This window comes from Streptomyces lushanensis (genome assembly GCF_001700515.1).
In the GTDB taxonomy this organism is placed as follows: domain Bacteria; phylum Actinomycetota; class Actinomycetes; order Streptomycetales; family Streptomycetaceae; genus Streptomyces; species Streptomyces lushanensis.
Genome location: NZ_MAUD01000281.1, coordinates 1 through 12,539, shown reverse-complemented (window position 1 = coordinate 12,539; position 12,539 = coordinate 1). Strand labels below are relative to the sequence as shown.

The window sequence follows — 12,539 nt, the reverse complement described above, 5'->3', positions numbered from 1 at the left end:
ACGGGGTGCGGCCGCGACGGCTCCCCCTCCGCGCCGTCGCGGCCGCACCCCGTCGGTGACTGGTCAGGGCTTGGGCGGGGCGGGCGTGTGGTTGTCCATCACCGTCAGGATCTCCTCCGCCGGCTCCTCGGCCGCCGCTTCCTCGCCCTTGCCCTTGTCCTTGCCCTCAGTGCTCGGGAGTCCGTTCGGCGGAAGGATCGGCGTGTGGTTGTCCATCGTGGTCAGACCGTTCGCCGGGGTGCTCGGCGTGTGGTTGTCCATGGTGGTCAGCAGCGCCTTGGCGGGCGTGGAAGGCGTGTGGTTGTCCATCGTCTTGATGTCGTCGTTGTTCTCGGCGCTCATGGTGCGACTCCCCTGGTTGGGCACTGGCTTGGAGGTCCTCTGCCCGGCGGCTCCCCCGGGGGCCGCCGGACAGAGACTGGGAGGCTCACTCGGACTCCGGTGTCCTCCAGTGATCCGCCTGCCCCCCGACGCGACGGATCGATGCACCGAGCATGGCGGCTGGGCATAAACATTCGATGAACGCCCCTCCGCGAGCGCTCAAGCGGCACTCAGCGGAGTGAGGAGTCCTCTCACCTCGGCGGCCTCGTGGGCGCCGACCGCGTCGTACAGCGCCAGCGCCTCGTGCCAGCAGACACGGGCGCGGTCCGACTGGCCGAGGATCTCCAGCGCCCGGCCCAGCACCGTCAGGACGCCGGCGCGGATACGGTCACCGCCGATGCAGCCGAACGCCAGGGCCTGCTCGGCGTGCTGCGCCGCGTGGGCGGGCCGCTCGGCCGAGAGATGCGCCTCCGCCATACGGAAGAGAGTGGTCCCTTCCCAGAGCCGCTGCCGGTTCTTGCCGAAGTTCGTCAGCGCCTCGTCCAGCTCTTCCAGCGCCTCCTTGTGACGCCCGGCATGGGTGAGGGCCACCCCGAGGGCGTACCGGGCGTTGGCGAGGCGCACGGTGAGCCCCAGCCGGTCGTATATACCGACGCCCTCCTGGGCGAGCGCGATGGCCTTGGCGGTCCGGCCGAGCGAGAGCTGCGTACGGGAGAGGTTGCACAGGGCGCTCGCCTCACCCGGGATGTTCCCGTCCGCGCGCGAGTCCTCGATCGCCTGGAGCAGATACGACTCCGCTTCCTGGTGCCGCCCCTGGTTGAACGCGATGATGCCCCGGTCGTTGTTGGCCCAGAAGACGGGTGCGGGGTCCTCGGCCGCCCGCGCCAGCAGTTTGGCCTGCCGGGCCTCCTCGTCCGCCTCCTCGTAACGGCCCGCCACCAGATAGACGTTGGTGAGCGTGGTCCGGGCCCTGCCTTCGGCACGGTGGTCGCCCATCGCGTGGGCGGCCCGCCGCGCGGAGAGCGCCGCGGACTCGTACTGCTTGGAGTTGGCGCCCGACTCCGCCAGGTCCTTCGCCGCCCACAGCAGGTCGACGGCCCGGCGCAGCTGGCCCCCGCGCGACGCCTGCTGCGCACAGGCCAGTACGCAGTTCGCCTCGGTGTAGAGCCAGTCCAGGGCCGACTGCCGGTCGGTGAAGGGCATGCCCTCGTACGCCGTCGGCTCCAGATGGTCCACCAGGCGGTCCCCCGGCCGCTCCAGCGCGTACACCCGTGCCGCCGTCGCCAGGTAGAAGTCCAGCAGCCGTGACATCGCCGACTCCCGCTCCGAGGGCGGCTGTTCGTCGCGTTCCGCGCAGGCACGGGCGTAGAGGCGTACGAGGTCGTGGTAGCGGTAGCGGCCAGGGGCCGCGGATTCCACCAGGGACGTGTCGACCAGCGACTCCAGCAGGTCCTCCGTGGCCTGGAGCGGCAGGTCGAGGACGGCGGCGGCAGCGGCCAGGGAGAGGTCCGGGCCGTCCGCGAGGCCCAGCAGCCGGAAGGCTCGCGCCTGGGCCGGCTCCAGCGCACCGTAGCCGAGTTCGAACGTCGCCTTGACCGCGAGGTCGCCCGCCTGGAGCTCGTCCAGCCGGCGCCGCTCGTCCGCGAGCTTCGCCGCGAGCACCGAGACCGTCCAGGTGCGGCGGGCCGCGAGCCGCGAGGCCGCGATACGGATCGCCAGCGGCAGGAATCCGCATGCCGCGACCACGTCCAGTGCCGCCTTGCGCTCCGAGGTGACCCGCTCCTCGCCGACGATCCGGATGAAGAGCTGGAGCGCCTCCTCCGGCGACATCACATCGAGGTCCACCAGATGCGCGCCGGCCAGGTCGACCATCCGTACCCGGCTGGTGACCAGCGCCGCGCAGCCCTCCGTACCGGGCAGCAGCGGGCGGACCTGCGCGGCGTCGTGCGCGTTGTCCAGCAGGACGAGGATGCGCCGGCCGTCGAGCGCGGAGCGGAAGAGCGCGGAGCGTTCGTCGAGCGAGTCGGGGATGTCGGTGTCGGGCGTGCCGAGCGCCCGCAGGAACGCGCCGAGGACGGTCTCCGGCTCCGCCGCCCGCGTACCGGCGCCCTGGAGGTCCACGTACAGCTGCCCGTCCGGGAAGTGCGCGCGCGCCGTGTGCGCGACATGCACCGCCAGCGTCGTCTTGCCGACGCCGCCGATGCCCGCGAGCGCGGAGACGGCCATCACGGATCCGCCGGGAGCGGTGAGCCGGTCGCTCAGCTCCCGTACGAAGGAGGCGCGGCCGGTGAAGTCCGGCACCGTGGCCGGGAGCTGGGCGGGCCGCCGGACGGTGTGGACGGGCGCGGGCTCCTCCACGGGCCGCGCCAGCTCCGCGTCGGCCCGCAGTATCCGCTGCTGGAGCTGGGAGAGCTCCGGGCACGGGTCGACGCCCAGTTCGTCGGCGAGGAGGCGGCGGGTGTCGGCGTACGCGGCGAGGGCCTCGGCCTGCCGTCCGCTGCGGTAGAGGGCGAGCATCAGCAGCTCGCGCAGGCGTTCGCGGAGCGGGTGCGCGGCGGTGAGCGCGGTCAGTTCGGAGACGGCCTCCGCGTGCCGGCCGACCTCCAGATCCAGATCGAGGCGGGTCTCGGTGAGCTGGAGACGCCACTCCTCAAGACGGGTGCGCTGGTTGTCGGCGTACGGGCCGGGGACGGAGGCGAGCGCCTCGCCGTCCCACAGGCCGAGCGACTTGTCGATCAGCGTACGGGCCAGATAGCGGTCGCCGGCGGCGCGCGCCTTGTCCGCGTCCGCGGCCAGCTCCTGAGCCACGTTCAGATCGAGGGAGCCGGACGGCGTCCGCAGGGCGTAACCACCCGCCTGGGTGATCAGTACCCCGGGGCTGAGCACCTTGCGCAGCCGTGAGGCGTAGGTCCGTACGGCGGCGAGCGCCTGCGAGGGCGGTTCGTCGCCCCAGAGCGCGTCGATGAGCTCAGCGGCGGTCGCGGTACGGCCGTCGCGCATCAACAGGGCGACGAGCAGGGCGCGTTGCTGAGGTGACCCGGACGGCAGCGTCTCGCCGCCGCGCCAGGCGCGAACGGGCCCGAGCACGCTGAAACGCAGTTCCGCGGTGTCCCCCGGCACCTCCGGAGCCCGCTGCTCCGGTACGCGCGGCCCGCCGTCACGGTCCATAGCTCCCCCTGCTCACGGTGCTGCCGGTATCGCCCTCGACAGTCTGCCTTGTCGGAGGCGGATGCGTCAGCAGTGAGTGAGGGTCTGCACAAGGCTGCGACAGGATCGGGACGGCACGCTACGGCGCCGCCGCCGGCCCGGTCCTGACACGACGCGTTGAGTGCCGGACATGAGGCCCTCAGTGACGGTCGAGCCAGATCACGATCCCGGTCAGGTCGTTGAGCACGGCCGCGACGCCGGCCCGGATGGCCGCCGCGCAGCGCTCCGCGGTGAAGGAGGCCGGGTCGTACGTCGAGGACGCGCCGAGCCCCTCGCCGCGGAACGAGGCACCGGACCAGTCGACCGCCGTGACGTTGTGGGTGGGCTCGGCCAGCTCCGCGCCCACGACGAGGAACGGCTGGTCCAGATGGTTCGGGGTGACCGTGGCGAGCGGGTCGATCAGGTCGTTGCCCGCGCTGACGATGAGGTCGGGGCCCATGTCGAGGGATCTGCTGATGCTGGGTATGAGGTCGTGCGGGCCGTCGGCGACCACCGTTCTGAGGTCGACCCGCTCCTCGTCGGCCCACTTCTGGACCGCCGTCACCAGGGCCTTGGTCGGGCGGTCGTCCCCGGAGGTGAGCAGCACCACGCGGTAGTCCTCCGACGGGTGGACCCCGTTCCAGGAACCGGGCCGGGGCGTGGTGGTCGACTCCGGTACGGGCGAGGGCGAGGGGCCGATGAATCCCGGCCCGAGAGTGCCGACGGGGGTGGGGTCGGGATGCGGGCGGGACCAGTCGTCGCCGGAGCTGCATCCGGTGACCAGCGCGGCGACCGCGGCCAGCGTGGCAGCGGCCCGAAGCGGGGTGCGCAAGGTGATCTTCCTCCGAGTGATGGTGGATAGTGCGCCTACATCCTCCTATCCCAGGTTCTGCCGTCTTCCTCCACGGGTGTCGTTCTAGAGGTTGTTTTTCCGTTCTTCGCTGACGGGTCGCGCCGTGTTCATCCGTGACATGGACGGTGCACAGGCAACCTGAAGGAGCCACTCCACATGTCACTACCGGTCCGCCGTGCCCTAGTCCTGATCACCGCGGCGGTGATCGCTCTCCTGAGCGCCGGTCCGGCGCTCGCCCACGGATTCTCCTCGGTCGTGTACGCGCACGTCACCGCAGGCGAAGAGGGTCATATACGGACGAAACTTGAGCTGGAGTACGACCTCTTCGTCGTGTCCGCCGCCGACTTCGAGGACGACGATCCCCTCTTCCGTACGGGGAACGCCGCGTTCGAGGACGGGGACGCGGCCGGACAGGCCGCGGCGCTCAACGCCCACGCGAAGTCGGCCGTCTCGTACGTCACCAAGCGCTTCTCGGTCACCTCGGGCGGCAAGGCCTGCACCCCGGCACGGGCGGGCGACTTCACGATCGGCCGGCGGGAGGGCGTGCCGTACGGCGATCTGCTGCTCGACTGGGCCTGTCCCGGGGGCGGCGGTGATCCCGAGGTGCGCAGCGGGCTGTTCCCCGACTCCGAGACGTACGTCAAGGGCACCAAGACGATCGTCACCTACGAGATCGACGGCCGCTCGGGCAGTGCCGCGCTCGACGCCGAGCATCCGTCCTTCTCGATGGGGCAGTCGTGGTACGAGCGGTTCTGGGAGTTCTTCCGCCTGGGCGCCGAGCATCTGCTGGGCGGGATCGACCACATCCTGTTCCTGCTGGCGCTCATCGCCGGGTCGCGGCGGCTGCGGGAGATCGTGCTCGCGGCCACCAGCTTCACGCTGGCGCACTCGGTGACGTTCATGCTCGCCGCGCTCGGCGCGGTCGACGTGCCGGCGAGTGTCGTGGAGCCCGTCATCGCGCTGTCGATCGCCGTGGTCGCCGGCTGGTACCTCTGGCGGGTCTGGCGGCGCGGCGGCCATGCCGCCGACCTCGACCTCGAAGAGACGGCGGGACGCGGCCACTTCAGTCTTGACCGCGCGGGCTGGATCCGTCTCGGCGTCGTGTTCTGCTTCGGCCTGGTGCACGGTCTGGGCTTCGCGGGCGCGCTGGGGATCGACGAGGCGTGGTCATGGACCCTGCTGTGGTCCCTGCTGGTGTTCAACGTCGGTATCGAGGCCGTGCAGTTGGCCATCATCGCCCTCGTCTTCCCGCTGCTGACCGTGCTGCGCCACCGTGCGCCGACGGCCGGGCTCTGGGTGACGGGCGCGATGTCCGCGGGTGTGTCCGTGATGGGCCTGGTGTGGTTCGTGCAACGGGTGTTCGGGGTGTGAAACCGGAACGAGTCCCTTCGGAAGTGCAGAAGTTCAACTGGCCCGAAGCTTCCATCTATGTCCGGTTCACCCGGGACAGAGAGCTTGAGGGCCCTGTTACATCCACCCATGTGGGTAAAAGGAACGTAAAATAATGACATTGAGACCTTCGGCACAGGCCCCCGGGCTTGTGCGACGCCGTGTGGCCACAGGGGCCGCTGCGGCATTCCTGAGCCTGTCCGTGGTGCTCGGTGGAGGCATGGCGTCCCCCGCCGCCGCCGCCGACCCCGCCGCGCTCACCGGCATCATCCTCGGTGTAGGCGCCAACGAGTCCCAGCGCACCGTGACCTGGTACTCCTCGGCCGACACCGCGCAGAAGCTCCAGCTCGCCCCCGCGGCGGAGGTGGTCAACGGTGAGTTCCCCGCCGCTGCCACCACCTTCGACGCCCTCGGCGGCGCGAACATCGCCACCAGCGGCGGCTTCAACCGCCACGCCACGATCACCGGCCTGAAGGAGAACACGCAGTACTCCTACCGCGTCGGCTCCGAGGGCAACTGGTCGGCGCCGTACTCCTTCAAGACGCAGGACTTCGAGGGCGACTACGACTTCCTGTTCTACGGCGACCCGCAGATCGGTTCGTCCGGCGACGTCGCGAAGGACCAGGCCGGCTGGCAGGACACCCTGGACGTCTCGCTGGCGGCCAACCCGAACGCCGAGCTCCTGGTGTCGGGCGGTGACCAGGTCGAGACGGCCAACACCGAGACGCAGTGGAACGCCTTCCTGGCTCCCGACAAGCTGCGCCAGTACCCGTGGGCGGCCACCATCGGCAACCACGACGTCGGCGGCAAGGCGTACGAGCAGCACCTCTACACCCCGAACACGGACCGCTCGGGCCCGCTGTACTCCAACGGGAACCCGGCGTCCAACACGTCCGGCGGTGACTACTGGTACATCTACAAGGATGTGCTGTTCATCGACCTCAACAGCAACAGCTACGCCACCTCCCAGGGCGGCGGCGGTGACGCGGCGCACATCAAGTACGTGACCGACGTCATCAACCAGCACGGTGCCGAGGCCAAGTGGACGGCGCTGGTCTACCACCACGCGATCTACTCGCCGGCCGACCACGCCAAGGACTCCGACAACAAGGTCCGCCGCGTGGACTTCCCGACCACGTTCTCGAAGCTCGGTGTCGACCTGGTGCTCCAGGGCCACGACCACAGCTACTCGCGCAGCTACGCGATCAAGAACGGTGCGAAGGCGAACCCGGACGAGAAGCCCGGTGCCGCCGATGTGTACCCGGGTCCCGGTGGCGTCCTCTACGTGACGGCCAACTCCTCGTCGGGCTCGAAGTACTACGACATCACGAAGCCGGACAGCAGCGGCACCAGCGGCGCCGGCAACGGTGCGGACCCGCTGAACCCGAACAGCTACTGGTACAACTCGGTTCAGAACCAGGAGCACGTCCGCACCTACGTCAAGGTCCAGGTGCGCAACGACAAGCTCGTGGTCGAGAACGTGCGCAGCGGCACCTGCGCGGCGCCGAACGCGGCCGTGGAGCGTGGCCTCGTCTGCACCAACACCCCCGAGGGCCAGCCGGTCGGCTCGATCGTCGACAAGGTCACGGTCCACCCGTACAACGGTGACGACCAGGCCCTCGCGGTCAACGTGCCGAACGTCGCCCCCGGTGAGTTCGGCTGGACGATCGACGGTTACAACGGCCTGGTGGACCTCGGCACCGCCGAGGAGACCAACGGTGACCACTTCGAGGCCTCCGGCAAGATCAACCCGCTCCTCGTCTCGGACAGCCGCCGCTCGCTCGCTCCGTGGTCGATCTCGGCCAATGTGAGCGACTTCAAGGACGCCGACAAGACGTTCGCCGGGTCCTACCTCGGCTGGACGCCGCGCGTGCTCGTGAACGGCGCGGGCTCCAAGGCCGGCGAGTCGGTCGTCTCCGGCTATGTCGACCAGGGCAAGGGCCTGTCCATCTCGCGCGGCCTCGGTTCGGCCGACCAGGGCCACGCCCGTGGTACGGCGAAGCTGGGTGCCGACCTGGATCTGAAGATCCCGGACAGCGTCCAGAAGGGTGGCTACCGCGCCACTCTGACGATCACCGCGCTCAGCAGCTGATCGCCTGATCGCCGGTCAGCTGAGCTGATGGGCTGATCGGACCCGTTTCACCCGGCGGGGCAGGTGCCGTCCGGTGCCTGCCCCGCCTCTTCGTTCCAGGAGAACCCCGACATGCACGTGCCCGCAACGCGCCGGAAGACCACCGCCGCCGCCCTCCTCCGTACCGCCGCCCTGGTCCTGCTCATGGCCTTCGCGTTCGCCGGCCTGCCCGCCGGCGCCGCCCTGGCGGCCGAGGGCGACGTCACCTGGACGGTCAGGACGGCCGCGAACGGGTACGGCGACGACCGGTCGAGCTACAGCTACGGCGTCAACCCCGGCGGACAGATCAAGGACGCCATGGTCGTCGCCAACCACGGCAAGTCCCCGCTCGAACTCGCCGTCTACACCGCCGACGGCTACACCACCGACACCGGCCAGCTCGACCTGCTCACCAAGGACAAGAAGTCCGTCGGAATCGGCGCCTGGGTCCACGCCGGCCGCGACGGCGTCGTGATCAAGCCCGGCAAGTCCGCCGAGGTGCCCTTCACGGTCGACGTTCCGGCCAACGCCACGCCCGGCGACTACGTGGGCGGCATCCTGACCTCCCTGAAGCAGTCCGACGAGGCCGAGGGCATCAACGTCGACCGGCGTCTCGGGATCCGGGTCAAGCTGCGGGTCAGCGGCGAGCTCAAGCCGAGCCTCGCGGTGGAGGACCTCCACGTCGAATACGACGGTACGGCCAACCCGTTCGCCAAGGGCGACGCCACCGTCACCTACACGATCCACAACAGCGGCAACGCCCTTCTGTCGGCCCGCCAGACGGTCTCGGTCTCGGGCCCGTTCGGATGGCTGCGGGCCGAGGCGGGCGACATCGCCGCGCCGCCGGAGCTGCTCCCCGGCGAGAAGTGGAAGGTGAAGGTGCCCGTCCACGGCGTCGCACCGGGAGTCAGCCTGGCCGCGACGGCGACGCTCACCCCCGTCCTCACGGACGCCTCGGGCTCCACCACCTCACTCAAGCCCGTCGAGGCCACCGCCCACGGCTGGGCCGTCCCCTGGACGCTCCTGCTGCTCCTCGTCGTCCTGATCGCGGCCGGCGTCGCCGCGTTCCTGCTCACCCGCCGCACCCGGGCCCGCCGCAAACTCGGCGAGGAAGCCCGCGTACGCGCCGCGGTCGAACAGGCCCTGCGCGACAAGGAGACCCAGCAGAGCTGACGGCACGCAAGGTCCGGCAGGCAACCACGGCCCACCCGCCCGGCCCGGGGATTCCCCGCCCCGGTGCCGAGGGCGTCGCCATGGGTGCCGGGCGGCGTCCGGGGCTCTTCGTAGCCGTGCGGCACGCCGAACTGCCGTATCGATGCGCCGAGAACGGGATCAGGACGAGGTTTCGAAGACTTCGATCCCGCACCGGGCCGCGCCGCTGCGCTCGTTCCTGGCGTCGCTCGTGATCAGCGGTACTCCCAGGGTCTCCGCGAGGGCGACGTACTGGGCGTCGTAGGCCGACTGGTTCGCCGACAGGGTTCTGACGCGCTCCCAGAGGACCAGGGTCTCGTGACGGTCGATCGGCAGATCCCGGAACGTCGCCATGGCTTTGCGGAGCGGTCCCGCGCCCAGCTTGGGCTCTCCTCCGCGCCGGCCGCGGGCCAGGCCGAGCAGGGCGGACATGACCTCGTAGTCGATCAGATGAGGCGCCGCGAGGCGGTCCTCCTCGGCGACCCGTTTCCGTACCTGGCGCCCGGTGGGACCGTCGTCGGTCAGGAAGAAGACCAGCGCGGAACAGTCGATGACGATCACCGGAGGGTCACCGGGCCGCTCGTGCGTCGTCGATCGCCGCCTGTACGTCCGCGGCGGTGAGCGTCGTACTCGCTTCCGCCTCGGCGCGGGAGGCGACCTCCGCGAGCGTGGGTGCGGTGGCCGCGCCGACGAGGAGCTCCAATGTGTAGGCCTGAAGGGACTTTCCGGCCTGGGCGGCACGGGCCTTCAGCACGGTGAGGGCGCTTTCCGGAACGTCCCGGATGGTGAGAGCGGTCATGCATGCAATGTAGCAGCGATGCATGCACAATGCAGCTGATCTTCTGGAGTGAGGTTCCGGCGGCCCCGGGCGGGGTGGGGCGGGTGTGGGGGGTGAGCTGTGTCTCCGGGCTGGACCGTGCCCTCGTGAGCCGGGGGCTCGAACGTATCCTCAGAGGATGACGACGCGCGTGCCGCAGGAGCCCGGGACCGGACGATCCGCCGAACGGCCGACCGGGCGACCCGTTGAACGGTCGGCCGAACGGCCCGCCGAGCCGTCCGCCGAAGCCCAGCAGCGCCCTGCCGGGGCCGCCGAACGCCCCGCGGGACACCCCGCCGAAGAGCCCGCGGGCCCGCCCACCGCCAATTCCATGCGCCGGGCGCTGAAGCGGGCGCGGGACGGGGTCGCTCTCGATGTCGGCGAGGCGGCCGTGCTGCTCCAGGCCCGGGGCGACGACCTCACCGACCTCGCCGCCTCCGCCGCGCGCGTACGGGACGCGGGCCTCGCGGCGGCCGGGCGGCCCGGGATCATCACGTACTCCCGCAAGGTCTTCATCCCGCTGACCCGGCTGTGCCGCGACAAGTGCCACTACTGCACCTTCGTCACCGTGCCCGGCAAGCTGCGCCGGGCGGGCCACGGCATGTTCCTGTCGCCCGACGAGGTCCTGGAGATCGCCCGCAGGGGTGCCGAACTGGGCTGCAAGGAAGCCCTGTTCACCCTCGGGGACAAGCCCGAGGACCGCTGGCCCGAGGCGCGCGAGTGGCTGGAGGCCGAGGGCTACGACGACACCCTGGCCTATGTCCGGGCCATGGCGATCCGCGTGCTGGAGGAGACCGGCCTGCTGCCGCATCTCAACCCCGGCGTCCTGTCCTGGACCGACTTCCAGCGGCTCAAGCCCGTCGCGCCGAGCATGGGCATGATGCTGGAGACCACCGCGACCCGGCTCTGGTCCGAGCCCGGCGGCCCGCACCACGGTTCGCCGGACAAGGAGCCCGCCGTACGGCTGCGGGTGCTGGAGGACGCGGGCCGCTCCAACGTCCCGTTCACCAGCGGCGTGCTGATCGGGATCGGCGAGTCGTACGAGGAGCGCGCCGACTCCCTCTTCGAACTCCGGCGCGTCCAGCGGGCCTACCACGGCATCCAGGAAGTCATCGTCCAGAACTTCCGCGCCAAGCCCGACACGGCGATGCGCGGTATGCCCGACGCGGAGCTGGAGGAACTGGCGGCGGCCATCGCCGTGGCCCGGCACATCCTCGGTCCGTCCGCGCGCATCCAGGCGCCGCCCAACCTTGTCGACGCCGAGTACGCCCTGCTGATCGGCGCGGGCATCGACGACTGGGGCGGTGTCTCACCGCTGACGCCGGACCATGTCAACCCCGAGCGCCCCTGGCCGCACATCGACGAACTGGCCGCGAGGACCGCCGAGTCCGGTTTCGAGCTGCGCGAACGCCTCACCATCTACCCCGAGTTCGTCCGGCGCGGCGAGCCCTGGCTCGACCCGCGGCTGCTGCCGCACGTACGGGCGCTCGCGGACCCGGAGACCGGCCTCGCCCGCCAGGTGAATCCCTCCGGGCTGCCCTGGCAGGAGCCCGACGAGGGCTTCACGGCGAGCGGCCGGACCGATCTGCACCGCACCATCGACACCGAGGGCCGCACCGCCGACCGCCGTGACGACTTCGACGAGGTGTACGGCGACTGGGAGGCCCTGCGCGAGGCGGCGGCGCCCGGCATGGTGCCCTCCCGTATCGACACCGACGTACGGACGGCCCTCGCGCGGGCCGCCGACGACCCGACGAAACTCACCGACGACGAGGCACTCGCCCTGCTCCACGCCGACGGTCCCGCGCTGGACGCGCTGACGCGGATCGCCGACGAGCTGCGCCGCGACGTGGTCGGCGACGACGTCACGTACATCGTCACGCGCAACATCAACTTCACCAATGTCTGCTACACGGGCTGCCGTTTCTGCGCCTTCGCGCAGCGCCGTACGGACGCCGACGCGTACACGCTCTCCCTCGACCAGGTCGCCGACCGGGCCGAGCAGGCGTGGGAGCTGGGCGCGGTCGAGGTCTGCATGCAGGGCGGTATCCATCCGGATCTGCCGGGCACGGCGTACTTCGACATCGCCCGCGCCGTGAAGAAGCGCGTCCCGGGCATGCACATCCACGCCTTCTCGCCGATGGAGGTCGTCAACGGCGCCTCGCGCACGGGTCTGTCGATCCGCGAATGGCTGACTGCCGCCAAGGAGGCCGGACTCGACTCGATTCCCGGCACGGCGGCGGAGATCCTGGACGACGAGGTCCGCTGGATCCTCACCAAGGGCAAGCTCCCGACGGCGACCTGGATCGAGGTCGTCAGGACGGCCCATGAACTGGGCATCCGCTCCAGTTCCACGATGATGTACGGCCATGTGGACCAGCCGCGCCACTGGCTGGGCCACTTCCGTACGCTGGCCCGCATCCAGCAGGAGACGGGCGGCTTCACCGAGTTCGTCACCCTTCCCTTCATCCACACCAACGCACCCGTCTATCTGGCCGGCATCGCCCGGCCGGGACCGACGGACCGTGACAACCGCGCGGTGATGGCGATGGCCCGGCTCCTGCTCCACCCGCACATCACCAACATCCAGACGAGCTGGGTGAAGCTGGGCACGGAGGGTGCCGCCGAGATGCTCCGCTCCGGTGCCAACGATCTCGGCGGCACCCTCCGTG

9 protein-coding genes are annotated in these 12,539 nt (G+C 70.7%); 4 read left to right on the top strand and 5 right to left on the bottom strand.

Annotation, left to right across the window (positions count from 1 at the left end; genetic code table 11):
- Window positions 1-63 precede the first annotated feature (63 nt).
- The 3 genes from BFF77_RS22240 to BFF77_RS22230 all read right to left on the bottom strand — a co-directional run bounded on the left by BFF77_RS22240 (window position 64) and on the right by BFF77_RS22230 (window position 4,339).
- A complete protein-coding gene (locus tag BFF77_RS22240) occupies window positions 64-342 on the bottom strand; it encodes a hypothetical protein (protein WP_066952671.1) in 279 nt (92 codons plus the stop codon).
- A gap of 198 nt (window positions 343-540) precedes the next feature.
- Window positions 541-3,489, bottom strand: coding sequence for an SARP-family global regulator AfsR (gene afsR, locus BFF77_RS22235; RefSeq protein WP_066952669.1), 2,949 nt, complete (start codon window positions 3,487-3,489; stop codon window positions 541-543).
- 178 nt (window positions 3,490-3,667) lie between these two features.
- Window positions 3,668-4,339, bottom strand: a complete 672-nt coding sequence (locus BFF77_RS22230) for a type 1 periplasmic-binding domain-containing protein (RefSeq protein WP_066952667.1) — start codon at window positions 4,337-4,339, stop codon at window positions 3,668-3,670.
- A 177-nt stretch (window positions 4,340-4,516) separates the two neighbouring features.
- Between BFF77_RS22230 and BFF77_RS22225 the strand changes: the two genes are divergently transcribed.
- From BFF77_RS22225 to BFF77_RS22215, 3 genes are all read left to right on the top strand, one after another.
- A complete protein-coding gene (locus tag BFF77_RS22225; RefSeq protein WP_066952665.1) occupies window positions 4,517-5,731 on the top strand; it encodes a HupE/UreJ family protein in 1,215 nt (404 codons plus the stop codon).
- Between the two features lie 133 nt (window positions 5,732-5,864).
- Window positions 5,865-7,841: a purple acid phosphatase family protein gene (locus BFF77_RS22220; protein WP_066952663.1), complete on the top strand. Its 1,977-nt coding sequence runs from the start codon at window positions 5,865-5,867 to the stop codon at window positions 7,839-7,841.
- A 111-nt stretch (window positions 7,842-7,952) separates the two neighbouring features.
- Window positions 7,953-9,032, top strand: a complete 1,080-nt coding sequence (locus BFF77_RS22215; RefSeq protein WP_066952661.1) for a WxL protein peptidoglycan domain-containing protein — start codon at window positions 7,953-7,955, stop codon at window positions 9,030-9,032.
- Between the two features lie 159 nt (window positions 9,033-9,191).
- Here the strand turns inward: BFF77_RS22215 and BFF77_RS22210 are convergent, their stop codons facing one another.
- Both BFF77_RS22210 and BFF77_RS22205 read right to left on the bottom strand, forming a co-directional pair.
- Window positions 9,192-9,611, bottom strand: a complete 420-nt coding sequence (locus BFF77_RS22210) for a type II toxin-antitoxin system VapC family toxin (protein WP_066952659.1) — start codon at window positions 9,609-9,611, stop codon at window positions 9,192-9,194.
- Window positions 9,612-9,618: 7 nt separating this feature from the next.
- Entirely contained in the window at window positions 9,619-9,849 is a 231-nt protein-coding gene (locus BFF77_RS22205) for a FitA-like ribbon-helix-helix domain-containing protein (protein ID WP_066952657.1), read from the bottom strand.
- A 349-nt stretch (window positions 9,850-10,198) separates the two neighbouring features.
- On the opposite strand from BFF77_RS22205, the gene BFF77_RS22200 reads away from it, so the two are divergent.
- Window positions 10,199-12,539, top strand: a 2,341-nt coding sequence (locus tag BFF77_RS22200) for a bifunctional FO biosynthesis protein CofGH (protein ID WP_066952655.1), incomplete at its 3' end; no start/stop codon positions are given.

What these genes read in the sequence shown, in the direction of transcription:
- BFF77_RS22240 (WP_066952671.1), bottom strand. Translation starts at nt 342, where the DNA reads ATGAGCGCCGAGAACAACGACGACATCAAGACGATGGACAACCACACG.
- afsR (WP_066952669.1), bottom strand. Translation starts at nt 3,489, where the DNA reads ATGGACCGTGACGGCGGGCCGCGCGTACCGGAGCAGCGGGCTCCGGAG.
- BFF77_RS22225 (WP_066952665.1), top strand. Translation starts at nt 4,517, where the DNA reads ATGTCACTACCGGTCCGCCGTGCCCTAGTCCTGATCACCGCGGCGGTG.
- BFF77_RS22220 (WP_066952663.1), top strand. Translation starts at nt 5,865, where the DNA reads ATGACATTGAGACCTTCGGCACAGGCCCCCGGGCTTGTGCGACGCCGT.
- BFF77_RS22215 (WP_066952661.1), top strand. Translation starts at nt 7,953, where the DNA reads ATGCACGTGCCCGCAACGCGCCGGAAGACCACCGCCGCCGCCCTCCTC.
- BFF77_RS22205 (WP_066952657.1), bottom strand. Translation starts at nt 9,849, where the DNA reads ATGACCGCTCTCACCATCCGGGACGTTCCGGAAAGCGCCCTCACCGTG.